The sequence below is a fragment of the Paractinoplanes pyxinae genome (assembly GCF_026626335.1).
In the GTDB taxonomy this organism is placed as follows: domain Bacteria; phylum Actinomycetota; class Actinomycetes; order Mycobacteriales; family Micromonosporaceae; genus Actinoplanes; species Actinoplanes pyxinae.
In genome coordinates, this window is the sequence record NZ_JAPNTZ010000015.1 from 20012 (window position 1) to 41935 (window position 21924).

Annotated in this window: 24 protein-coding genes; 11 read left to right on the forward strand and 13 right to left on the reverse strand. The window is 72.7% G+C overall.

Going from position 1 to position 21924, the window contains the following annotated elements; translation table 11 throughout:
• Positions 1–48 precede the first annotated feature (48 nt).
• Positions 49–885 (forward strand): undecaprenyl-diphosphate phosphatase, encoded by an 837-nt coding sequence (locus OWR29_RS35450; RefSeq protein WP_267567854.1) that lies wholly within the window; start codon positions 49–51, stop codon positions 883–885.
• Positions 882–1814: a DUF3626 domain-containing protein gene (locus OWR29_RS35455; protein WP_267567855.1), complete on the forward strand. Its 933-nt coding sequence runs from the start codon at positions 882–884 to the stop codon at positions 1812–1814. The genes OWR29_RS35450 and OWR29_RS35455 overlap by 4 nt, the downstream gene beginning before the upstream one ends.
• Here the strand turns inward: OWR29_RS35455 and OWR29_RS35460 are convergent.
• On the reverse strand, positions 1770–2240 hold the full coding sequence (locus OWR29_RS35460) for a hypothetical protein (RefSeq protein ID WP_267567856.1): 471 nt from the start codon (positions 2238–2240) through the stop codon (positions 1770–1772). The genes OWR29_RS35455 and OWR29_RS35460 overlap by 45 nt on opposite strands.
• Before the next feature lies 1 nt (position 2241).
• Positions 2242–3432 (reverse strand): LPXTG cell wall anchor domain-containing protein, encoded by a 1191-nt coding sequence (locus OWR29_RS35465; protein WP_267567857.1) that lies wholly within the window; start codon positions 3430–3432, stop codon positions 2242–2244.
• A gap of 87 nt (positions 3433–3519) precedes the next feature.
• Between OWR29_RS35465 and OWR29_RS35470 the strand changes: the two genes are divergently transcribed.
• The gene (locus OWR29_RS35470) at positions 3520–4029 is read left to right on the forward strand and encodes an NUDIX hydrolase (RefSeq protein ID WP_267567858.1); all 510 of its coding nucleotides are present in this window, start codon (positions 3520–3522) and stop codon (positions 4027–4029) included.
• Complete coding sequence (locus OWR29_RS35475; RefSeq protein ID WP_267567859.1) at positions 4029–4937, forward strand: hypothetical protein; 909 nt, start codon at positions 4029–4031, stop codon at positions 4935–4937. Before OWR29_RS35470 ends, OWR29_RS35475 begins: the two co-directional genes overlap by 1 nt.
• Here OWR29_RS35475 and OWR29_RS35480 read toward each other — a convergent pair.
• From OWR29_RS35480 to OWR29_RS35520, 9 genes are all read right to left on the reverse strand, one after another.
• Positions 4934–5473, reverse strand: coding sequence for a maleylpyruvate isomerase family mycothiol-dependent enzyme (locus tag OWR29_RS35480; protein WP_267567860.1), 540 nt, complete (start codon positions 5471–5473; stop codon positions 4934–4936). The genes OWR29_RS35475 and OWR29_RS35480 overlap by 4 nt on opposite strands.
• Positions 5470–5910, reverse strand: coding sequence for an SRPBCC family protein (locus OWR29_RS35485; RefSeq protein WP_267567861.1), 441 nt, complete (start codon positions 5908–5910; stop codon positions 5470–5472). The genes OWR29_RS35480 and OWR29_RS35485 overlap by 4 nt, the downstream gene beginning before the upstream one ends.
• The gene (locus OWR29_RS35490; RefSeq protein WP_267567862.1) at positions 5907–6266 is read right to left on the reverse strand and encodes an ArsR/SmtB family transcription factor; all 360 of its coding nucleotides are present in this window, start codon (positions 6264–6266) and stop codon (positions 5907–5909) included. Before OWR29_RS35490 ends, OWR29_RS35485 begins: the two co-directional genes overlap by 4 nt.
• 126 nt (positions 6267–6392) lie before the next feature.
• A complete protein-coding gene (locus OWR29_RS35495) occupies positions 6393–7154 on the reverse strand; it encodes a class I SAM-dependent methyltransferase (protein ID WP_267567863.1) in 762 nt (253 codons plus the stop codon).
• Entirely contained in the window at positions 7151–7507 is a 357-nt protein-coding gene (locus OWR29_RS35500; protein ID WP_267567864.1) for a GntR family transcriptional regulator, read from the reverse strand. The genes OWR29_RS35495 and OWR29_RS35500 overlap by 4 nt, the downstream gene beginning before the upstream one ends.
• Positions 7507–8883: an MFS transporter gene (locus OWR29_RS35505; protein WP_267567865.1), complete on the reverse strand. Its 1377-nt coding sequence runs from the start codon at positions 8881–8883 to the stop codon at positions 7507–7509. Before OWR29_RS35505 ends, OWR29_RS35500 begins: the two co-directional genes overlap by 1 nt.
• Positions 8884–8961: 78 nt before the next feature.
• Positions 8962–9450 (reverse strand): hypothetical protein, encoded by a 489-nt coding sequence (locus OWR29_RS35510; RefSeq protein ID WP_267567866.1) that lies wholly within the window; start codon positions 9448–9450, stop codon positions 8962–8964.
• On the reverse strand, positions 9447–11243 hold the full coding sequence (locus tag OWR29_RS35515; protein WP_267567867.1) for a dynamin family protein: 1797 nt from the start codon (positions 11241–11243) through the stop codon (positions 9447–9449). The genes OWR29_RS35510 and OWR29_RS35515 overlap by 4 nt, the downstream gene beginning before the upstream one ends.
• Positions 11240–12697, reverse strand: coding sequence for a dynamin family protein (locus OWR29_RS35520; protein ID WP_267567868.1), 1458 nt, complete (start codon positions 12695–12697; stop codon positions 11240–11242). Before OWR29_RS35520 ends, OWR29_RS35515 begins: the two co-directional genes overlap by 4 nt.
• A gap of 265 nt (positions 12698–12962) precedes the next feature.
• Here OWR29_RS35520 and OWR29_RS35525 point away from each other — a divergent pair, with 265 nt between their 5' ends.
• Together OWR29_RS35525 and OWR29_RS35530 are read left to right on the forward strand one after the other, a co-directional pair.
• Complete coding sequence (locus tag OWR29_RS35525) at positions 12963–15893, forward strand: LuxR C-terminal-related transcriptional regulator (protein WP_438872704.1); 2931 nt, start codon at positions 12963–12965, stop codon at positions 15891–15893.
• Entirely contained in the window at positions 15890–16438 is a 549-nt protein-coding gene (locus OWR29_RS35530; protein WP_267567870.1) for a LuxR family transcriptional regulator, read from the forward strand. The genes OWR29_RS35525 and OWR29_RS35530 overlap by 4 nt, the downstream gene beginning before the upstream one ends.
• Positions 16439–16467: 29 nt before the next feature.
• Here the strand turns inward: OWR29_RS35530 and OWR29_RS35535 are convergent, their stop codons facing one another.
• Complete coding sequence (locus OWR29_RS35535; protein ID WP_267567871.1) at positions 16468–17295, reverse strand: arylamine N-acetyltransferase family protein; 828 nt, start codon at positions 17293–17295, stop codon at positions 16468–16470.
• An 831-nt stretch (positions 17296–18126) separates the two neighbouring features.
• On the opposite strand from OWR29_RS35535, the gene OWR29_RS35540 reads away from it, so the two are divergent.
• From OWR29_RS35540 to OWR29_RS35550, 3 genes are all read left to right on the forward strand, one after another.
• Entirely contained in the window at positions 18127–18891 is a 765-nt protein-coding gene (locus tag OWR29_RS35540; RefSeq protein WP_267568075.1) for a maleylpyruvate isomerase family mycothiol-dependent enzyme, read from the forward strand.
• 73 nt (positions 18892–18964) lie between these two features.
• On the forward strand, positions 18965–19480 hold the full coding sequence (locus OWR29_RS35545; RefSeq protein ID WP_267567872.1) for a histidine phosphatase family protein: 516 nt from the start codon (positions 18965–18967) through the stop codon (positions 19478–19480).
• On the forward strand, positions 19462–19896 hold the full coding sequence (locus OWR29_RS35550; RefSeq protein WP_267567873.1) for a hypothetical protein: 435 nt from the start codon (positions 19462–19464) through the stop codon (positions 19894–19896). The genes OWR29_RS35545 and OWR29_RS35550 overlap by 19 nt, the downstream gene beginning before the upstream one ends.
• 5 nt (positions 19897–19901) lie before the next feature.
• Here the strand turns inward: OWR29_RS35550 and OWR29_RS35555 are convergent, their stop codons facing one another.
• Positions 19902–20336 carry a VOC family protein gene (locus OWR29_RS35555; RefSeq protein ID WP_267567874.1) on the reverse strand — a complete coding sequence of 145 codons (435 nt, stop codon included), beginning with the start codon at positions 20334–20336 and terminating at the stop codon, positions 19902–19904.
• On the opposite strand from OWR29_RS35555, the gene OWR29_RS35560 reads away from it, so the two are divergent.
• Positions 20335–20994 carry a shikimate kinase gene (locus OWR29_RS35560; RefSeq protein WP_267567875.1) on the forward strand — a complete coding sequence of 220 codons (660 nt, stop codon included), beginning with the start codon at positions 20335–20337 and terminating at the stop codon, positions 20992–20994. The two genes, OWR29_RS35555 and OWR29_RS35560, sit on opposite strands and share 2 nt — an antisense overlap.
• A 51-nt stretch (positions 20995–21045) precedes the next feature.
• Positions 21046–21915 (forward strand): phosphotransferase enzyme family protein, encoded by an 870-nt coding sequence (locus tag OWR29_RS35565; RefSeq protein WP_267567876.1) that lies wholly within the window; start codon positions 21046–21048, stop codon positions 21913–21915.
• Positions 21916–21924: the final 9 nt, after the last annotated feature.

A 21924-nucleotide genomic window follows, 5' to 3' on the forward strand; every position in this document is an offset into this window, starting at 1 on the left:
GCCTATGCTCGTCCGCGGTAAAAAGCGGATCAAAGAGGCGGTCGGGGTTTGAACATCTTCGAAGCGGTGCTGCTGGGCGCCGTTGAGGGCTTTACCGAGTTCCTGCCCGTGTCGAGCACCGGCCACCTGACGATTCTCGAGAAGTTGCTGGGCTACCGGATCGACGATCCGGCCATCACGGCGTTCACGGTGATCATCCAGTCCGGTGCGGTGCTGGCGACGATCATCTTCCTGCGCAAGGACATCGCCCGGGTGGTTCCGGCGTTCCTGGCCGGGTTGTTCAACAAGGCCAAGCGCGACAACCCGGACTTCCGGTTCGGGTGGGCGGTGCTGCTGGGCGCGATCCCGATCGTGATCGTGGCGTTGTTGTTCAAGGATCAGGTGGAGACGACGCTGCGCAGCCTGTGGTTCGTGGCCGGGGCGTTGATCCTGTGGTCGGGGGTGATGGCGTTCGCCGATCACGCGGCCACCCAGGTGCGCCACGAGGACGACGTGACCTGGAAGGACTCGCTGATCATCGGTACGGTCCAGTGCCTGGCGCTGATCCCCGGTGTGTCGCGCTCGGGTGCGACCATGTCGGCCGGTCTGCTGCGCGACTTCGACCGGGTGACGGTGACGAAGCTGTCGTTCTTCCTGTCGATCCCGGCGCTGCTGGGCGCCTCGATCCTGCAGGGCTACGAGGAGGCCGGGAACATCTCGGCCGGTGTGGGCTGGGCGAACACGCTGATCGCGACCGCGGTGAGTTTCGTGGTGGCCTACTTCTCGGTGAACTGGCTGCTCAAGTTCATCTCGCGGCACTCGTACAGCATCTTCATCTACTACCGGGTGGCGCTCGGCGTGATCCTGATGGTGCTGCTGGCCACCGGCACCATCGACGCGAAGTGACCGCGCCGGGCGAGAGGGCCCTCGCGTACGTGCGGGAACTGTTCCCCGAGGCCGGCCCGGCACTCCAAGCGCCGATCACGGTGAACTTCCACCCGGACCGGTTGCTGGCCGACGGCCGCACGGTCGCCGAGCACCTGGCGGCCGAGGGCGTCTACCGGTCGCAGTTCGAGACCCGCATCTCCAACGGGGGTCTGACCGCGTACGCCGGTGGGGATCGAGACCGGTGGGAGCAGCGCATGTTCCCCGGCGTGTACGACGGTGACGCGGGCCGGCCGATCTACGGGGCGCTGAACCTGGCCGGCTATCCCGACGGCGCGTCGCCGCGGTTCGGCAGCAGTCATCTGGTGCTGGCCTCGCACGTGGCGGAGCGGGCCACGTTCAGTCACGGCGACAGCTTCACCGAACCTACCGTGTTCGGGACGGCGGCCACGTTCGGTGCGGTGTGGGCGGCCCTGCTCGACGAGGTGTCACGGACCGGCAGCGCGCTGAACCTGCCGGCCGCGTCACCCGCCGAGTGGATCGAGGCGCTGGCCACCCCGCGCACCGAGGCGGGCCGGGCGATGGACCACTACGTCGAAGCCCAGATCCACGGCGGGGTCACGCTGAGCGAGGATGTGACGGCCGTCGTGGCCGACCCTTCCTTCCGCGGTACGGCGGTGGAGGCGCAGTTGCGGGGGCTGGGCCCGGAGCTGCGGTGGGCGCCCGGCTTCGAACTGCCCGCCGTCGACTTCCCCGCAGACCTCAAGGGCCCGGAAGTGCCGCCCCTGGCCCGGGCGGTGGCCGACCACTACGGCACCGAGGTCCTCGACGCCGCGCTGGTCGGCCGGGCCACCCACGAGCCGCACACCTGGGCCGCGTGGGGCACCCCGCCCGAGGTGCTGCAACTACTCAAGTACGTCTGGCACATCCTGGTGATCCGCGGCCGCTAGCCGGAAAGCCTCCCGGATGCTGTCCCCGTACGCGTCATCGGCCAGCGCACCCAGATGGGCCCGGCCCAGCGTGAAGTGCCGCCGCGCGCTGCCGTCGTCGCCGAGCCGCCAGTAGTCCTCGGCCAGGTTCAGGTGCAGCGACGGCAGCAGCGCGTCGCGGCCGCCCGGGTTGCCCCGCTCGACCGCCAGCTCATCGGTCAGCTCGTCGAAGAACGCGAGCGTTCGCAGGTCCCACGCGAGTTCGTCCTCGGCCGTCTCCTGCACGTCGGCCAGCGAGTGAGCGAGAAAGACCTTGGCGTACGGGTCCCCGCCGCCCTCGACGCCGGCAATCAGGCCTTCCAGCAGCGCCCTCGCCTCGGCCGGGCGGCCCTGCTCGCGCAGGGCCATGCCTTGGCGGATCAGCGCGTACGCCGGGGACTCCTCCACGTCAGGCGGTGAACCGGGTCCGGCGGCGCCGGGTCAGCGCGAACGCCAGCACACCGGCGGCCAGCAGCACGCCGCCGGCCACACCGGCCAGGACGGTGTTGGCGCCGGTGATCGGCAGGCCGCCGCCGTCGCCGCCACCCTGCCCGGGGGCGGGTGCTCCCGCCTCGGGCGTCTCGTCCACGTCGTCGCCGGGCTTGCCGGGCGGGGTCTGCACGGGCGAGGTGGCCGGTGTCGTCGGGGTGCCCTGGGCGCCGCCTTCGACCTCGACCGTCATGTCGGCGCTGGAGGTCCACGGCTGGCCGGCGGTCGGGGCGGAGGTGGGCGTGCCGCAGCAGTCGTCCTGCGGGGGCGTGGTCAGCTCGAGCGCGGGCTTGCCGGGCCGGGCCTCGGCGTCCGGGATCAGGACCCGGGCCACGTTGTCGGCGCTGGTGCCGGCCCACCAGGTGGTGCGGGCCAGGTACTGCCCGTTGCGGGCCTGGTCGTTGACCTTCAGGCTGCGCGGGTCGAGCCGGCGGTACGGGATCGAGCTGAGGTTCGCGTCGGGCAGGTCGCACACGACGCTGCCACCGTCCAACGGCCAGCAGTTGCGGTAGTCGAGCAGCCAGCGCAGGCCGGCCGGCTCGGCGTCGAACCGGACCAGGGCCCGCTCGGTGCGGCCGGGCCCGGCGTCGGAGATGGTGATCGGCGCCTCGATCAGGTTGCCGGGCTTCTCGGTGCTGCTGCCGCGCCACCGCACGATCAGGCGGACCTCGTCGACGGTGACCGTCGGGGTGGTGACCAGCGTGCCGATCCCGTCGCCGGTGACGGTGATCTTCACCTTGCCCGACTTGCCGGCGGCGACGCCCTGGGTGGCCTGCAGCAGGATCGGCGGCAGGGCGTACCCGTGGGCCTTGTCGATCGTGCCGATCTCGCAGCCGACCGGCCCGGCGGTGGTGCCGCACACGTTGGGCACGGCGACCGTGCCGAGCCCCTTGATCCCGCTCGCGTCCAGGATGATCCGCACGTTGGTGATGCGGTCCGGTGCGACGTTCGTCGTACGCAGCACGACCGGCAGGAAAGTGCCGGTGTTGGAGAAGCCGAGGTCGGGCGCGGACAGGCTGTACTTGGCGACGGGCGCGGCGGCCTGGGCCGGTGCCGGGACGAGGGCGGCGGTGGCGGCGACGGCGGCCGCGGCAGTGATCAGGCGGAGCACGGGCGGCAGTGTATCGACGGGCGGCGCTGCCCGGCCATCGCCCTAAGGGGTGAGCCCGGTTTGCGGTGATCAACTACCGTCTGCGCCATGCCAGTTCCCGAGTACGTGACACGGATGCGCGAGCACATCGGACACGACCTGCTCCTGCTGCCCGGCGCCGGCGCGGTCGTCCGCGACGACCGGGGCCGCATCCTGCTGCTGCGCCGCTCCGACAACGGCCGGTGGTCCCTGCCGGCCGGCATGATCGAGCCCGGCGAGCAACCGGCCGAGGCGATCCTGCGCGAGATCACCGAGGAGACGGGCATCGTCGCCGAGATCGAGCGCCTGGCCGGCGTGGCCGTCCACGAGACGGAGTACCCGAACGGCGACAAGTGCTCGTACCTGGCCGTCTGGTTCCGCTGCCGCGCCGTCGGCGGCGAGCCCCGCCCGGACGGCGACGAGTCGCTGGACGTCGGCTGGTTCGCCGAGGACGAGCTGCCCCCGGTGGGCGGCCTGACCAAGCTGCGGATCGCCACCACCGCCGACCCCGAAGGCCCGGCCTGGTACGCCCAGCCCGGCGAGTCCCTGGAAGCCTTCGGCCGCCTGCACGGCTTGTGATGAGACGACTGTGGTGGGTCGCGGCGATGGCGGTGCTGGCCGGGTGTGCGAGCACGCCGGCGCCCGCGCCGGTGGAAGTGGAAGTGGCGACGCCGCGGACGGACGACACGCAGCGGCTGCGGGAGCGGGCCCGGGTGGTGCTGGCGAACTACGACAGGGCCGTGGGTGACGCCGGTCTCGTGGTGGTGGGGCGGCAGGATTCCCAGGTCGTCGGGGGCCTGGAGCCGGGCAACGAGCACCTGAAGCAGACGATCTCGGCGGGACGGTTCGAGGCGGCCGGTGCGCTGCCCGCGGCGCCGGCGGAGAAGGGCGATGTCGTGTGGTCCACCGGCCGGCGCCTGTCACTCCCGCTGCTTGCCGCGCCGGACGCGTTGCGCCTGCTGGCCACGGATGACGACTGCCCCGGCTGTGTGCCGGTCCCGGTGACCGGCGCCCGCTTCACGACCATGCGGGTGCCGACCACGCGCGGCCCGGCCACCGTGCCGGCGTGGGAGTTCGCGCTGAAGGACACCGAGCTGCGTGTCCTGCGGATGGCCCTCGACACCGGCCCCGAGGTGCGGGTGGACCCGCCGGCCGGCAACCCGGACGACATCCCCGACGGCGCCGTGGCCGAGGCGGCCGAGGTCGACGGCAAGCGGATCACCGTGACCCTCACCGGACCGCGGGAGGGCGCCGACCAGCCGTGCGGCGAGGACTACATCGCCGAGGCCGTCGAGTCGGACACGGCCGTGGCGGTGCTCGTGCGGATCATCCGCCACACCGGCCCGATCCCGACGGTCCCGCCGGGCACCGAGTTCGGGTGCACGATGGCCGGCCACCCGCGCACGGCCACGGTCACGCTGAAGAAGCCGCTGGACGGGCGCACCGTCCTGGAAGTGCAGCAGGGCCAACCCGTCGGCCTGCGTTAGGCGCGCGGCGGCAGCTTCCGTCCGTCCGGAAGGGTCCGGCCACTGAGCAGGGCGACCAGCGGGCCACTGTCGGCGGCCTCGATGCGGACGCCGGTCACGTCCACGCCGAACAGGGTGCCGTCGGCCAACTGGTCGAGGACGGCGACGACGGCCTCCGGCGGGGCGACCGGCGGCCGGTCGAGCGCGACCGTCACGTCCAGGGAGTGGATGACGGCGTGGTTGAGGGCGCCGGGCGCGCCGCCGACCGGTGGCTGCCACTCGTGCAGCACCGGCGACCGCAGCTGGCCGAGCAGGTCGTCCAGCGGCAGCGACGCGTCACGCGCGGCCACGGTGTCGGACAGCACGGCGAAGTCGCCGCGGGCGGCCGCCATCTCGGCGCCGAACTGCTCCGGGGTCAGCCGGGCCGGCATCGTCACGTGCGCGACGACGTGCCGGACGAGCCACTTCTCGCACAGCGAGGGCGCGTCCCACGTCGCGGCGGGCGCGGCGGCAAGCAGGTCGGCCAGGCCGAGGTAGGTCGAGGCAACCCAGGTCATGATCGGTCTCCCTGCGTCAGGCGGGCGAGGTGCTCGCCGAGTTTGTCGAGCGAGGTGAGGAACCCGGCCCGCGCCTCGGGTTCGCGCATCGCCGCTGGCACGTGCCGCTGGCGGATGACCACCAGGGTCCGGCCGTCGCCGAGGTCGTCGAGCGTGCTCACGGTGTGCAGGCCACTCGCCGGCTCTGTCCAGGCGAGCCGTTGCGGGGCGACGACCTCGGTGAACGTGGCGACCATCCGATAGGTGCCACGCGGGCCGACCATCAGCGTCTCGAAACGGCCGCCCGGCCGCAGCTCGACAACGATCCCTTCGACCGGGGTGCTCATGCCCCGCGGACCCCAGAAGTGCGCGAGCTCGGCCGGCTCGGTGAGGCAGCGCCACACCAGCTCGCGCGGCGCCCGGAACTCCCGCTCGTAGACGAGTTCGTCGTCGTTCACCGGCCCTCACCGTCCTGCAGGTGAGCCAGACGCGCCTCGAGCTGGTCCATCCGCTCGGCCCACACCCGCCGGCTCTGCTCGATCCACGAGGCGGCGGCCTCCAACCGGCCCGGTTCCAGCCGGCACGGCCGGGTCTGCCGGTGCCGGCCCCGGCTGACCAGCCCGGACCGTTCGAGCACCTGAATGTGCTGCGACACGGCCTGCATGCTCATGTCATAGCGCTCCGCAAGCTCTTTGACCGTCGCCTCGCCCGCACTGAGCCGGGCCACGATGTCGCGCCGCGTGCGATCGCCGAGCGCCATGAACAGTGCGTCGAGCTGTTCCGCTTCCAAAGTGCCGTTCACACCGTTACTCAAGCACTTGCTTTATCAAGCGTCAACTTGAGTAAGCAATTCAGCCGAGTACGACTCGGCCGTCGCCCGGCTGACCGGAGTTGGTGCAGACGTCGGCGGGCGTGTGGCGGATCCCCGGCGCCTGACGCTCTAACGACGCCGGGCGAGCACCAGCGTCGTGTGGATCACGACAGGTACTTCTTCGTCGAGCAGCGAGGACAGGGCCGCCAGCAGGTTGTCGCGCACCGGCTGCGGCAGCACCCGGACCTGGGATCTGGTGCTGGTCAGGCCCACGTAGTCCGCCTTCGGCATGGTCCACCGGCGCTGGTAGTGGCGGCTGGTGAGGTCCTCGAACTCCGCGGCGGCGGACAACTCGTCGCCGGGCCACCGCTGCCGGACCTGGTCAGCCGCTACCGGCTCGTCGTTGACGACGACCGACGGAGCGTGCCGCGCGACCGTCTCCAGCAGGCTCGTCCGCAGGGCGGGGTCGGCGATCCGCTCGGTGTTCCAGAACAGCGCCAGCGTCGCACCGCCGTCCAGGGCGTCCGCGGCCAGCGACCAGCGGGTCGCGGGGGCCGTCCAGTGCCAGGCCTCGGCGCTGAACAACAGCCCGAACCGTTCCGCCGGCCGGAAATCCTCGAAGCTGCTCCGCACGATGTGGACGTCGGGGAACCGGGCCACCCGGCGGGCGAGGACGTCGGCCATGGCGTCGTCCGGTTCCACGGCCACGACCGGCACCCCACGGGCGGCGAACTGCTCGGTGGCCCGGCCCGTGCCCGCCCCGACCTCCACGGCGCGCGGGCCGGGCCGGCTGTATGCGAGCACGTCGTCGAACAAGGCCGCCGGGTACGCCGGGCGGACCCGGTCGTAGTCGTCGGCGACCTGCCCGAAGACGCGGCTGGGATCGGTCACAGGCCCAGCGCCGCCCGCACGAGGGCCAGGGCCGTCTCGGGTGGCACGCCCAGGGCCAGAGCTTTCTCCGCGTACGCGACGGCGGCCTTCTGCGCCTGGGCCGAGGTGCCGGCGGCGCGGGCGGTCACCACCGTCCCCAGCCGGCCCCGGGTCTCCACGAGGCCGGCCAGTTCCAGTTCGCGGTAGGCGCGCGCCACCGTGTTGGCCGCCAGCCCCAGTTCGGCCGCCAACGCCCGTACCGGAGGAAGCTTTTGACCTGCCGCCAGCTCACCGGAGGAGGCGAGGGCGGCGATGCGCAGCCGCACCTGCTCGTACGGCGGGGTGGGCGACGCCGGGTCGATGGTGATGTCCATCAGAGCAGTCTGGGGGGTGTGTTGCCGACGGCGGTGATGGCGCGGCGGATCGGGACGAGGGCGAGCAGGATGCCGCCGACGACGAAGAACACGACCAGCGAGATGATGCCGAGCCGGTAGCTGTCGGTGAGCTGGAAGATCAGGCCGAACAGCAGCGGCCCGAGCCAGCTGGTCCCCTTGTCGCTGATCTCGTAGAAGCCGTAGTACTCGCCCTCCTTGCCCTGCGGGATGAGCTGGGAGAACAGGCTGCGGCTGAGGGCCTGGCTGCCGCCGAGCACGATGCCGATGCCCGCGCCGAGCAGCATGAACGGCAGCGGCTGACCGGCCGGCAGCCAGTACGCGGCCACGATGACGACCAGCCACAGCGCCAGGCTGAACAGCACCGTCTTGCGGGCGCCGATCCGGTTGGCCAGGGCGCCCAGGGCCAGCGCGCCGCCGAAGGCCAGGAACTGCACGATCAGGATGGTCACGATCAGCGTGGACTGCTCGAGATCCAGTTCCTCGCTGCCGAACTGGGCGGCCAGCGCGATGACGGTCTGGATGCCGTCGTTGTAGATCAGATACGCCAGCAGGAAGAACAAGGTCAGGGGGTACGCCTTGAGGCTGCGCAGCGTGTGACCGAGCTGCTTGAAGCCGTCGGTCAGCACGTTCCCGCGGGTCGTGGCGGCCCCGGCGGCCGGGTGTTCCTTGAGCCAGCGCAGCGGGATCAGCGTGAACACGGCCCACCACACGCCGGCGCTGACGATGCAGAACCGGGCGATGTCCAGGGTGCGCTGATCGTCACCGTCGATCGACAGCAGCATCACCGCGACCAGGTTCGCCGCCAGCAGCAGCCCGCCGCCCAGATAACCCAGCGCCCAGCCGCGCGAGGACACCTTGTCGCGTTCGTCGGGGCCGGCCAGTTGCGGCAGGAACGAGTTGTAGACGACCACGGCCGCGCCGAACGCGATGTTGGCGACCAGGAACAGCAGCCCGCCGAGCAGGTAGCGGTCGCCGGTCACGAACACCATGGCGATGGTGGCCCCGGCGCCGAGGAAGGCCGCCCCGGCCAGCAGCGGCTTCTTGCGCGGGGCGCGGTCGGCGATCGCCCCCATGACCGGCAGCACGAACACCGTGAGAAGGACCGACAGCGACACCACGTACGGGTAGAAGGAGCCGGCGGCGACGGTGATCCCGAACGGGTGGACCCGGCCGGTGCAGTCGTCGGTGCCCAGCGGGCAGCCGGCCGCGATCTCGGTGACCGTCGTGAGGAACGGGCCCAGGAAGACGGTCAGGACGGTGGTGGAGAAGGCCGAGTTGGCCCAGTCGTAGAAGTACCAGCCGGTGCGTTCCCGGCGGGCGGGCGCGGCGGTCAGGTCGGTGCCGGGTGCGGCCATGGGGTTCGGCTCCAGGTGTCGATCGTCAGCGCCGAAACTATGCCACCCCCGCGCGAGCGAAGGGGAGAGGCCGCGTACCTAGTTTTCGCTCCACCACTTGGCGAGGGTGCTGGTGGCGGGGTCGTCGGACTCGGCCAGTGCGGCCCACGGGTCCTGCGCCTCGGACAGGTCGACGCCGGCGTACTCGGCCAGCTCCTCCGGGCGTACGGGATCGGGGGTGTCGTCGAGGGCGGCGGCGTGCACGACGCCGAGGCTGCCGGTGTCGATCCACGGGAAGCCGTCGACGGGTTCGGGCAGCTCGCCGACGTCGACGGTCGGCGGGAACACGTCGACCGGGTCCTCGGCCGCCACGACGTCGGTGAGCGCCGAGTGGTCGTCGACGAGCGGTTCCTCGTACGGGGTGTCCTCGTGGTGCTCGAGCTGCGGCTGCCACGGCTGGTCGTCGTCGAAGTGGTGCTCCTCCACCGCGGGCAGCTCGAAGTCGTCGTGGTGCTCGGCGTGCGACTCCTCGAAGATCGGGAAGTCGTCCTCGTGGTGGTCGCCGAAGTCGTGATGATGGTCGGTCATCGGTCCTCCTCGTGCGGCACGGGCGTCAGCGCCCGCGCCTTGGACAGTGCCGCGTCGGCGGCGCGCAGCTTCGCGCGTACCCCGTCGAGTTCCTGCTGTGCGGCGGCGCGGCGTTTGCTGCGGCCGGCCGCGTCCTCGGCGGCGGCCGCGTCGATCTCGGCGATGTGGGCGTCCAGGTCCTTCAGGCGTTTCTCGACGGCGTCGTCGACGGCCACGCTGAGCGCGTACTGCAGGTCGGTGAAGCGGTTGGCGATCTCGTCGGCCAGGGCGGCGCGGGCCTCGCCGAGCACGTCGCGCAGCCAGATGCGGGCCTGCTGCCGGTCGGTCTGCACCCGCCGCCGGTACAGCACGTACCCGCCGGCGGCCAGGCCCAGTCCGATGCCGGCCACCGGGATCAGCAGCCCGCCGCCGACGGCCAGCACCGACGCGCCGAGCATGGCGCCGCGCCCGGCCATGAACGCGATGCCGCCGGCCGACAGGGCGATGAGCAGGTTGTCGGCCGAGCCGTCGCGGGGCGGGGCGGCGTCCATGGCGTGGCGCAGGGTCGCGTTGAGCCGGCCCAGCATCTCGGCCCGCTCCGAGTCGTCGAACACCGAGGCCAGCACCTTCTCGCCGACCTGGGCGAACGTCTCTTCCAGCCGCTCGGACAGCTGCACGGCCACGGCCTGCAGCTCGGCGTCCAGCTGTTCCGGCAGCTTCGCCAGGGCCTCCCCGCGCCCGCTGTCGATCTTCTCGGAGAACTCCTGCTGGACGGCGGCGATGCGGGTGCGCAGCTGGCCGACGGTCTCGACCCGGGCCCGCTGGGTCTCGGTGCTCAGCAGCAGCGTCCACTGCCGCGACTCGGTGCGTTTGCGGGCGGCCAGGGCCGCTCTTTCCGCGCGGAGCTGCGCTGTCCGTGCCGGGTCGGCCTCTATTGCCCGTACGCGGTCGTGCGCGGCCGCCTCGAGCCGGGCCAGCTCGTTGCGGCCGGCCCGAAGCACGTTGGCCAGCTGCAACTGGTGCCCGCGGCCGGCCAGTTCGACCAGCGCGTGCTGCAGCTCGGCGATCTTGGAGGCGTCGACCAGGGCGGCCTGGTCGTCGGGCCCGGCCGCCACGGCCAGTTCGGCCAGGGTGGACGACACGGCGAACCAGGCGGCGTCGGCGAACCGCGGCGCGTGGGCCTGCAGCAGCGCCTTGTTGTCGTCGAGGATCCGCCGCCACCCCGGATACGCGTCGATCTTGGTGAGGGCGAACACGACGGCGTCGACCCGCTCGCTGGCCGCGACCAGGAAGTCGAGCTCGGGCCTGGACAGCGGCGCCGACGCGTCGGCCACGAACATCAGCGCGGTCGCCCGTTCCACCGCGGCCAGGGCCACCGCGGTGTGGGCCGGGTCGAGGCCGCCGACGCCGGGGGTGTCGAGCAGGCTGACGTAGCGCAGCAGGGGCGCCGGGTGGCTGACCTCGATGCGCCGGGCCCGTTGCTCGCCGGTGGCCCAGTCCCGCAGGCCGTCGATGGTGATCGGGTCGGCCGACCCGGGCAGCCACGCCTTCGCGCCGGGCTCACCGGGCACGAACTGCAGGTAGGTGGCGGTGGCGACGGCGGCGTCGACCGGGGACAGGCCGGGCACGCCGAGCAGCGCGTTGATCAGCGAGCTCTTGCCGCGCTTGGTCTCGCCGACGATGACCACCTGCGGGCGGGTCAGGCGCCGGCGGCGCAGCTCGGCCAGTTCCGCGCCCGCATCGGGGTCGTGAGTTCGTACGTACGCCAATGTGTCTTTGACTGTCCCGTCGAGCACCGGGGTCAGGTCGCTCATCGGTTCACCCGCAGCTGCTGGGACAGGATGTGGAAGCCGCGCTGGGCGATCTGCGCGACCCGGGACTGGGCGGGACCGGCCCCGGCCACGGCGTAGACCCGCCACCGGTTGGCCGCGGCCACCGCCGCTCGGGCCAGCTCGTCGGGGCTGGCCTCGGGCAGGCGCAGGATCCAGCGCGGATCCTCCGAGGTGGCCAGCCGGGTCAGCTCCTGCTCCCACTCCACCGGCATCTGCACCGAGCCGGTGGCCACCCGCTGCGCAGCGTCGAGCAGCCGCAGCCGGTGGTAGGCGGGATCGCGCAGCAACCGTTCCACGCCGTCGCGCAGCCGTTCCCGGTCGCCCTCGTCACGGGTGTGCCCGGCGAGGCGCTCGAGCCGCGACAGCGCCCAGCCGGCCTTGATCGCGTCGGAGCGCCAGCGGAACGTCTCTTGCAGGATGTTCTGCAGCCGCGGGAAACCGGAGGCGGCGACCAGGCGGCGCACCAGCTCCCCGGTCGAGATCGCCGGGTCGGCCGACAGCTGCGCGAGGGCGAAGCCGATCCCGTACAGGTCGAGCAGGGTCAGCAGTCTTTCGCGCTGCTCGGCGCTGACCGGGCCGGGCCGGGTGCGGAACAGATCGACCGACGCCAGCAGCAGCTTGATCTCGCCCGGGGGAAGCTCGGACAGGCGCTGCAGGGCGTCGCGGTCGGCGGCGGTCAGCCGACCCGACTCGCCCGTCTCGGCCAGCAGCCCGACGACGGGAACGACGTCGGACACCGTACGCGCGAGAAGGTGGGCTTGTTGCTCGGCCAGCGGGGCAGCCACCGGCCACGGATCGCCGGCCCCGCCGACCAGGGTGTCGGCCTTGCCGAACACGCCCAGCGCGTTGATCGGGCTCGACGCCAGCCGGGCCGACGCGTCCCGGAACGCCTCCAGCGCGCGCAGGTCGTCGGCCCGCACGGCCTGGGTGAACACGTAGACGACAGCCTCGGCCGCGGCGACCTCACCGGCCGAGTCGGCGTCGATGTCGGCGTCGAAGGGTGCGGTCGAGGTGCCGACGGCCTCCTCGGCGCGGGCGCTGACGATCGTGTCGGTCGAGGCCAGGCCGGGCGTGTCGACCACGGTCAGGTCGCGCAGCTTCTCACTCGTGAGCGTCACATCGACGTAAGCCACCCGGGACGCGGGCACGCCGAGCCGCTGCGGAATCATGCCGTCGTCGTCCAGCGGAAGGCTCCGCCGCTCCCCGTCCCGGCACACCACATCGATGCGGTCGGCCGGCCCGTACCGGAACCGGGTGACCACCCGCGTGCACTCGCCGACCGCCGTCGGCGCCACCCGGCGCCCGATCAACGCGTTGACGAGTGTCGACTTTCCGGCTTTCAGACGACCCGCGATCGCAACGCGTAGCGGCTCGCCGAGTCGATCGCGGATCTGTATGAGCTGGTGACCGGCCTCTTTCCCGACTCGGTCCACCATTTCGTCACAGAGCGTCGCTACGCTGGCGCTCAGCGGGCCGCTCACCACGACTCGTCAGCCGGGCACATCGTCGGCGAGAATGTGCTGACCACGGCGGGTGTCACGGCCGGCCCTCCCTGCGTTGTCGGGGCGGGCCGCCAAGGTCGCCCGCCGCACGGACAGCCTACGGACAGCGCACGAGCAGGGGATCCCGTGTTCGTGCCAGGGGAAGATTCGCTCGGGGGAGGGGGGTCAGGTGGCGGAAGCGCTGCGACAGGCCGCCGCCATGCTGCAACGCCCCGGTCTCGTCGTGCTCACCGGCCCGCCCGGCTGCGGCCGGAGCACGGCCCTGCGCGAGATCGCCGCGTCGGTGCCCGGCCCGGTGCACGCCGGCGGCGGGCTCGCGATGCTGCAGACCGTGCCCGCGCTGGCCCTGTCGCGGGCCGTGCGGGCCCGCCTGCCCGCCGACGACGTGCACCTGCTGGCCGAGGCGGTCCGCTCCCGCGTGCGCGGCGGCCTGCTGGTCCTCGACGACCTGCACTACGCCGACCCCGCCACTCTGGCCGCGCTGCCGCTGCTGGCCGCCCGCTGCCGCGTTCTCACTGCGGTCCGTACGCCGCACCGGTTGCCCGCCGCCGTCGTCGAAACACTGCAGGCTGCCGCCACCGCGTGGATAGAGATGCCGCCGCTGGACCGGGCGGCCGCGCTCGACCTGGCCCGCCGCACGGCCGGCAGCCTCGACGAAGCGACCCTTTCGGCGGTGGTGGACAGGGCGGGCGGCAATCCCCTGGCCATCACGGCGCTGACCCGTCAGGCCGCCGCCGGGCGGGCCGCTTCGAGTGCCGGGATCGACCAGGTGGCGTATGCGATTGCCACCGCGCTGGCTGATCTGCCTCGCCCGGCGCGTACGGCGCTGGCTGCGCTGGGTCTGCTCGGGCGTCCGGCTCCCGCGGCTCTGCTCGGACCCGGCGCGGCCGACCTGCTCGCGGCGGGCCTGGTGGCCCCGGCGTCTCTTCTGCTCGCCTCCGTGGCCGGCGCTGAACCGGCTTCGTGGCAGGGTGCGGCGTCCGGCGGTTTCGCCGATGCATCCAGCGCGGGCTCTCATCCTTCGCCGCAGGACGCTGGTTCGGGTGGTTTCACCGGTCCTTCGGGCGCGGACTTCAATCCCCCGGCGCAGGAGGCTGCTTCGGGCGGTTCCGTCTCGCCGACCGCCGGCGCGGGTCAACTGCACGAGAGCACCCGGTCCGCGTCGGGCGTTGCTTCGCCGGGCCGTGCGCGGGCGGGCGAAGACTTGCTGCTGCCGGTGTCGTCCTACGTGGCCGAGACGGCGGCGGGGCTGCTCGACGCGGCGGCTCGGGTCGAGTTGCACACGCGGCTGGCTGAGCTGACACCGCCGGCTGAGGCGGCGCGGCACCTCGCGGCGGCCGGGGATCTGGTGGGGGCGCATCGGCGGGCGTTGGTGGCGGCCGATCACGCGTCCGGCGGGGATCGGGCTGCGTTGCTGCTGTTCGCCTGTGAGCTGGACGTGCCGATCGACCCTCGAGTGCGGATCGCGGCGGCTGACGCGGCGCTCACCGCGGGTCGTCCGGCTTCGGCGGCTCGGGTGCTGCAGGCCGGTGAGCCGCTGGGGCCGGAAGCCGATGTGTTGCGCGGTGAGGCGCTGCTGCAGGCCGGTGACCCGGTGGGCGCTCGGGCCGCCGTTCGTGCGGTGCCGGATGCCGCCACCGGGCCGGTGCTGGCCGCGCGGGATCGGGTGCTGCTGCTGGCCGAGCTGGCCGCCGACCCGTCGGCCGCGCAGGATCTGGCGGACAAGGTCAGTGCCCGGCATCCGCAGCCGTCGCCGGGGGTGGCGGCAGCACTGGCGGCTGTGCAGGCCCACTTCCGGGCGCCGGGCTGGGATGTCGCGTTGGCCGCGGCTTCGCGCAGCGGCGACCCGCTGATCGCGCGGTGGTCGGCGTGGCTGCTCGTCGAGCAACTGGCCGCCGACGGCCGCCTGACCGACTCGGCCGACGCCGCCCTGGCCGCCGCGCGTGACAGCGCCGCCGACCTGGCCTACGGCTGGCAGACCCGCTTCACCGCCGCGGCCGACTGGGCGTTGGCTTTGCACGGCTCATTGCCCGGCGAGATCGTCGCCGCTTCGAACCCGTCCGTTTCGGGAGCAGGTTCGTCCGGCGGGGTCGGTGCGGCCGGGGCGCCTGACGACGCGACGCCGATGCGCGGTTCTTCGGGAGCGGCGGGGGCCGGCTCGGCTGAGGGCCCGACCGCATCGCGTAGGGCTGACCTCGTACTTGATAGGTCTTCTTCGAACGGTCCGGCTGTAGGTAGGTCTGCGAGTGAACCCCGCTCGGCTGTGGATTTGCTTCGGTGGGATGGGGCTGACGGCGTTTTGAAGCGCGCCTCCAATCTCACCGACCGGGCGCTTCCGGATGAGGCTCGGGGTTATGCGACGGCGGCGGCGGCGTTGATCGAGGCGGATACGGGGCTGTTGGGGGCGGCTCGGGCGCATCTGGACGCGGCGGGTACCGCGCATCCGGCCACGGCCTGGGTGGCTCAGGAGACGGCCTGGTTGGACGGGCAGCCGGAGCGGGCCTCGCAGAGTCCGGCGCCGGAGGCGAACGGGTTGCTGGCGGGGCTGCATGCGATCACGGCGCAGTGGGCGGCACACGATCTGGGGGAAGTTGCGGCGGCACCGGTTCCGGGCGGGCTTCCGGCCGCGGCCCGGCGTACGCTGACCGCCTGGGCCACCGGCACCGGCTTCACCGCCGCCGCGGAGAGCTGGCGGCCCGTCGCCCTGCGGGAACGCATCCGTTGCCTGATCGCCGCCGGGGTGACCGACACCGACGCGGCGCGGGCCGTGGCCGCGCTGCTGACCGCCGAGCAACTGGCCGACGCGGCCGGGCTGACCGTGCTGGCCGGCCGGGCCCGCCGCGGGTTGCGCCGCCATCACGTGCACCGCGACACCCGCAGCCCGCGCTCGGGTGACCAGCTGACCCGCCGTGAGACCGACGTCCTTCGGCTGGTCGCCGCCGGTGAACCGACCCGCCGGATAGCCGGCCAGCTCGGCATCTCGGCCGAGACGGTCGACACCCACATCCGCGCCGGCATGCGCAAGCTCGGCGCCCGGACCCGTACGGAAGCCGCCGCCCTGGCCTTCGCCACCCACCCATCAGAAACCGACACGAATGACATTTATGACACGCACAAGGATGGCCGGTGACCAGACAGCCCGACGCTCCTCGCCACGTCGTCGCCAATTACGGCGACGCCGACACCGTGATACGCCGCCTCACCCGGGACGGCTGGGTGGCCCGCGACGGGTTCGCCCTGCCCGATCCGGCGTGGGACGTGACGGGCAGCCGCCTGGTCCTGCACGGCCGGGTGGGTGACCCCGACACCCTGCAACTGGCTGTGCTGGCCGCCGCCCGCGGGGCCGGGATCGTCGCCGTGTGCGACGCCGAGTCGCAGCTGGGCCGGGCCCTGATCGACGATCTGGGCCGGTTGGGCCCGGTGAATCAGGGCATCGCCGAGCCGCCCGCCGGCGGGGACAACGCGGTGGCCGACCTGGTTCCCGAGCAGCGGGCCCTGCTCGACCGCCTGGCCGCCGGCGATACCATCGCGGCGGCCGCCGCCGCGGAGTTCCTTTCCCTGCGTACGGCCAACCGGCGCATCGCCGAGGCCCGGGCCATGTTCGGGGTCCGCACCACCCGCGAGGCCGTCCTGGCGTACCTGCGCCAGCGCGGAGCACCACCGCGCTCCCACTGACGCGACCGGCTCGGCCGCCAACGAGCCCGTCACGCCCCGCTCGACCACTGTTCGTGGGCAGTCACCAGGCGCCGCCACAGAGCGGCCCGCTCGGCGCCCGTCACATCGCCGAGCGTGAGCCCGAACAGATCACCCAAAGCAGCGAAGTACTCCGGCTGCGTCTGCAGGACCGTCCGGGTGACCGTTTCCCCGACCCTCGCCAGCGTCAGCCCCCGCAGCACATCAGCGCCCTTCTCGTCGCGCCGCTGCACGGTCGCCGTCCGCACGAAGCCGGAGTCGGCCGAGGTCGACAGATGCTCGTGCTTGGCCGCGAAGGCTTCCAGGGGTACGGCGCCGGGCCGCAGATCCATGCCGGCGAACCCGCCGCGGTCGTCGTGATCGAACCGCCACCCGCCACGCTCCGCTTCGGACGGCCGCAGACCGTACGTGAAGGGGCCCTGCCGATATTCACCCTCGGTCAGCGGGATCGGTTCGTACAGCGCGTCACCCAGCCCGACGTCAACCAGCCAGCGCCCGTCGACGGTGAGCGCCAGGTGGTCACCGCTCGCGCCGGTCAAAGGGCCGCCGCGGCGTTGCACCCCGCCGACGTGCCGGGTGACCCGGTAGCCGAGTGCTTCCAGTAGGAGTGCGAAGGCCCCGTTCAGGTGGAAGCAGTAGCCGCCACGGTCGCGCAGGATGCGAGCCACCGACTCGCCGGCGTCCACGGTGGTCGGGCGGCCGAGCCAAATCTCCAGGTTCTCGTACGGGATTCGCTCGACGTGCGCCCGGTGCAGGGCCCACAGCCCTTCCGCGCTGCGCTGGTGGCCAGCCAACTCTGTCAGGCCGAGCCGCCGCAGATACCCGTCCACATCGATCATCGGGTCACGCTATCGCCGGCCTGCTTGCCCGTTGGCTGGTTCGGCTCCGTCATCGGCGCACGACGCCGCCGGATGCTGTTCAGAGGCTCGCTTACCGGCGTGGGCTCAGGGTCGGCCTGCGCGGCGAGCTCGCGCCCCCAGCTGCGGCGCCGGTTGTCGGAGCGAGGTGGATGGACGGCGCGCCCAGGTCTGGCGCCGGGCGTCGGGTCGAGCTGAACGGGCACGCTCTCGGCTCTGGCTCCGGGCGTCGGGTGGGGCTGAAACGGGCGCGTTCCGAGTCGTCCTGGCCGGCGAGCTCGCGCTCCAGGCTTCGGCGCCCGGAGTTGGGTTGAGGTGGATGGACCCGCTCCCAAGTTTGGCTCGGGGCGTCGGGTGGCTCTGAAGGGGCGCGCTCCCGGCTCTGGCTCCGGGTGTCGGTGGAGCTGAATAGGCACGCTCCCGGCATCGGCTCCGAGTGTCGGGTCGAGCTGGACGGGTGCGCTCTCGGCTTTGGCTCCGGCGTCAGGTAGGGCTGAACGAACGCGCTCCCGGCTCTGGCTCCGGGTGTCGGGTTGAGCTGGACGGGCAGGCTCCCGGTGTCGGGCGTCGAGTCGGGCTGGAGCGACGCGCTCCCGGCTCTGGCGCCGGATGTCGGATTGAGCTGGATGGCCGCGCTCCAGGCGTGGTGGACCGGCTCCGCGGTTCAGCGGCCCGAACGCGGATTGGACGAGGTGCCTTTGTCGCCGTGCTGGACCAGCCCTCGCGGTGCGGACCCATGATCGGGTTCACCGTGGGTCCGGCTGCAAATCGCTGTCGGTTGATGCGGCGGGATGGTAGACAGCCCGGGTGGAAATGACATTGGGCTTCCCTGACCTGCTGCGGCTGATCGACGAACGAGCGGCGGCCTTCCGGGAAGTCGTCGCGTCGGCGCCCGACCTCGACGTGCAAGTGCCGACGTGCCCCGAGTGGACGCTGCGCGACCTGGCCCACCATCTGGGCGACGGCCGGTACGCCTGGGCGGCCACCGTCGCAGCCGGCCCCGACGCCGAAGCGAAAGCTCCTTCCAACGGCCCGCAAGCGCCCGAAGACCGGCAGGCCCTGGTGGAGTGGCTGGCCGCCGCAACGCGGGCGATGCTCGACGCCTTGCGCGCAGCCGGCCCGCACCGCGGCTGCTGGACGTGGTGGTCGGACTCCCAGTCCCCGCAGACCACCGGCGCGGTGGCCCGGCACCAGCTGCAAGAGGTAGCCGTACACACCTACGACGCCCAGCTGACCGCCGGCTCCGCCCAGCCCCTCCCGGCCGAGATCGCCCTCGACGGTGTGGAGGAGTTCCTGTTCACCTGCTGCACGACGACAGCCGCGTGGCCCCACGACCCCGCCACGATCGACTACCACACCACCGAGGGGCCGTCCTGGCGTCTCACGCTGTCAGCCCAGGGCGCCGAGGCGAGCCGGTTCGGCTCGGACGACGATCGCGCGGCCGTTGACGTTTCGGCGTCGGGCACCGCGAGCGACTTAGTCCTGCTCTTCTACGACCGCGTCGCCTTGGACGCGGTGAAGGTGGAAGGCGACTCGCGCATTTTCGACCAGCTCATCGCCTGGGATCCGAGTGAGTGACTGGGATCCGAGTGAGTGACCAGCGCACCCGCGACAAGCTGGCAAGCGCTACCGGCCCTACAGGTTGGCGTTCGTGCGAGTGATCCTGGTGCGGCACGCCATGCCGGAAGTCGACCCCGGAGTGCCGCCGCGGCTGTGGCACCTCGGCGCGGCGGGGGAGGCGGCGGCTCGGGCCCTCACCCCAGCCCTGCCGGCGGACGCCGTGCTGGTGGCCAGCACCGAACCGAAGGCGGCCGAAACCCTGCAGGCCGCGGCCCCCGGCCGGGCGGTGCTGCGGAATGCCGGCTTCGACGAGGTGCATCAACCCGCGGAGTGGCGCGACGACCACCGCGAGAGGGCGCGCGCCTACGTCGAGGGCACCAGCCACCCGGACTGGGAACCGCAGCCCGAGGTCGCCGCGCGCTTCACCGCGGCGATTGCCCGGCACGCCGGCGCCCGCCCGCTGGTGGTCGCGAGCCACGGCCTGGCCATCACCTGCTGGCTGGCCGCTCAGCAACTGCTGACGCAGCCGCCCGGCGTTTTCTGGGCCGCCCTGACCTTCCCCGACGTCATCGACCTCTCCCTGCCCACATGGGCACCCGGACCGTGACCGGCACGCCGCACGAACACCACACCTTCCGCAACCCGCCACCGGCCGAGCCGGCCGCCGTCCACGCCGCCCTGAACGCCGGTGACCTTTCGTCCGCGTTGGACGCGATGGTCGGCGCCGTCCTGCACGGTCACGGCGACCGGCGGGAACTGCAGGAGCTTTACCTCGGCCTGCTGGATCACGACGATCCGCAGGTGGGTGCGCTGGCCGCCACCTGCCTGGGGCACCTGGCCCGGGTGCACCGCAGCCTGGACGAGGAGCGGGTCGTGCCGGCCCTGCGCCGGGCGCGCAAGGTCGAGCACCTGCGCGCCACCGCGACGCACGCGCTGAGCGACATCGAGATCTTCCTGCACCCGCGCCGGGCCCGGTGGCGGGGCCGGCTGTGGCGGGCCACCCGGCCCTGGACGTGGTTCTGAACCCCTCAGCCGAAGGCCAGCAGCGCCCCCCGTTCGTCGAAGCGGGCCGTGCCGGCCCAGGCGATCTCCCACCGGTTGCCTTCGGGGTCGGCCACATAGCCCGAGCGGCCGCCCCACGGCCGGTCGACCGGATCAGCCACGGGCGTCGCGCCGGCGGCCACCGCGGCGGCGAAGGCCGAGTCGACCTGCTCGCGGGAGTCGACGTTGCAGGCCAGCGTCACCCCCGACCACGCACCCGGTGGACCGCCGGCCCCGGCCTCGGCGGCCAGCTCGTCCAGCGGGAACAGGGCGAGCAGCACGCCGCCGAGCAGAAACCCGGCCCACGTGTCCGCGCCGCCGGGTAACTCTGGCCAGCCCAGCGACCGGTAGAAGGTGCGCAGCGCGCCCATGTCGCGGGCGCCGAGGGTCACGACCGTCAGTCGTGCGGGTACGTCGGTCATGGCTGCGATCCTGCTCGGGGGGTACGACACTTTCGCGATGGACGTCTATTGGATCGGCGGGGGCAGCGGCGCCGGGAAGACCACGATCGCGCGGCGGCTGGCCGGGCGGCACGGCATGCGCGTGTACGACACCGACGCGGTCATGGGGGATCACGCCCGGCGCAGCGACTCGGCCACCAGTCCGCAGCTGGCCGCGTTCCTGGCGATGAGCATGGACGAACGGTGGCTGCGGCCGCCGCCGGTCATGCTCGAGACGTTCCACTGGTTCCGCGGCGAGGCGTTCGATCTGATCCTGGACGACCTGGCGGCGCTGCCCGACGGCCCACCCGTGATCGCCGAGGGGTTCCGCTTGCTGCCCGGACTCGTACCGGAACCGGCCCGAGCCGTCTGGCTGCTGCCCACACCGCAGTTCCGGCGCGCCGCGTTCGACCATCGCGGCAGCACCTGGCAGATCGCCGCCAAGACCAGCGACCCCGAGAAGGCCCTGGCCGGCCTGCTGGAACGCGACCGCCTGTTCACCGAGCGGCTGCGCGCCGACACCCGCGAGCGTGGCTTGAAGACCATCGACGTCGAACCCGGCCTGACCGAGGACGACCTCACCGCGCTCGTCGAGGAGGCGCTGTTCAGTCGGATCACGGACACCATGCGAAGGCCGTAGGCGCTAAGGTCTTCCCGCTATGCGTTTGACGTCACCCGGGCGGGGGCCGAAGTGACCGAAGCGGTGGGCCGTGCGTGGCCCCGGACCGCCCGTCTGGACGCCCCGCAGATCATCGACCGGATCGCCGACATCACCGGCGTCCGGCTCGTCCTGGAGGGCCCGGCGCCCGGCGGCGAGGTCGGTGCGGCCTTCGTGCGCTGGCCCGACGGGCGGCGCTCCGTGCTGACCGAGGGCCGGTCCCGCAGCGGCCCGCTGGTGGACAGGGCACGCCGCGCCGGAATCCCGACCGCCCGTCATGAGCTGGCCGCGCACGTGGACGGGGCACGCGTGATCGTCCAGCAGCGGCTTCCCGGGGCCCCGCCCGACGACGTGGACCTTCCCCTCGTACGCCAATTGGTTGCTCTGAATGACAGGCTGGCCGGGCTGCTGGCCGATGTGCCGGCGCCGAAACCCAGCGACCTCTATCTGCTCTCCGACGGCCCCGGGTTCTGCCTGCATCAGCCCTTGGCCGAGCACAGCGCCCGCTCGGCCGAACTGCTGGAGCGCATCCACGCCGTCGGCGCCGCGAACGGCTCGGCGATGGTCGGCGACGACCTGGTGCACTTCGACTTCCACCCGGGCAACGTGCTGGTCGACCGGGGCCGCGTCACCGGCCTGATCGACTGGGACGGCGCGACCCGCGGCGACCGGCACTTCGACCTGGTCACGCTGCGGTTCTGGCTCACCGGACGCGGTGATCACCTGCTCGCCCCGATCGAGCAGCGCCTCGCGGGCCTCTCCCGGCGCCGCCGCGACACCTACTGGGCGCACATCAGCCTGCGCATGGTCGACTGGTCGATCCGCCACCACGACGAAGCGGCGGTCGACCACTGGCTGACCGTCGCGGAAACCGGGCTGGACGGGGACCTGTCCTCCGGATGATCCGTGCGA

Bases quoted from the DNA above. Each gene is read 5' to 3' on its own strand.
- OWR29_RS35470 (WP_267567858.1), top strand. From the start codon at position 3,520: ATGCCAGTTCCCGAGTACGTGACACGGATGCGCGAGCACATCGGACAC.
- OWR29_RS35475 (WP_267567859.1), top strand. From the start codon at position 4,029: ATGAGACGACTGTGGTGGGTCGCGGCGATGGCGGTGCTGGCCGGGTGT.
- OWR29_RS35480 (WP_267567860.1), bottom strand. From the start codon at position 5,473: ATGACCTGGGTTGCCTCGACCTACCTCGGCCTGGCCGACCTGCTTGCC.
- OWR29_RS35500 (WP_267567864.1), bottom strand. From the start codon at position 7,507: ATGGACATCACCATCGACCCGGCGTCGCCCACCCCGCCGTACGAGCAG.
- OWR29_RS35505 (WP_267567865.1), bottom strand. From the start codon at position 8,883: ATGGCCGCACCCGGCACCGACCTGACCGCCGCGCCCGCCCGCCGGGAA.
- OWR29_RS35510 (WP_267567866.1), bottom strand. From the start codon at position 9,450: ATGACCGACCATCATCACGACTTCGGCGACCACCACGAGGACGACTTC.
- OWR29_RS35515 (WP_267567867.1), bottom strand. From the start codon at position 11,243: ATGAGCGACCTGACCCCGGTGCTCGACGGGACAGTCAAAGACACATTG.
- OWR29_RS35520 (WP_267567868.1), bottom strand. From the start codon at position 12,697: ATGGTGGACCGAGTCGGGAAAGAGGCCGGTCACCAGCTCATACAGATC.
- OWR29_RS35525 (WP_438872704.1), top strand. From the start codon at position 12,963: ATGCTGCAACGCCCCGGTCTCGTCGTGCTCACCGGCCCGCCCGGCTGC.
- OWR29_RS35535 (WP_267567871.1), bottom strand. From the start codon at position 17,295: ATGATCGATGTGGACGGGTATCTGCGGCGGCTCGGCCTGACAGAGTTG.
- OWR29_RS35540 (WP_267568075.1), top strand. From the start codon at position 18,127: ATGACATTGGGCTTCCCTGACCTGCTGCGGCTGATCGACGAACGAGCG.
- OWR29_RS35550 (WP_267567873.1), top strand. From the start codon at position 19,462: ATGGGCACCCGGACCGTGACCGGCACGCCGCACGAACACCACACCTTC.
- OWR29_RS35560 (WP_267567875.1), top strand. From the start codon at position 20,335: ATGGCTGCGATCCTGCTCGGGGGGTACGACACTTTCGCGATGGACGTC.
- OWR29_RS35555 (WP_267567874.1), bottom strand. From the start codon at position 20,336: ATGACCGACGTACCCGCACGACTGACGGTCGTGACCCTCGGCGCCCGC.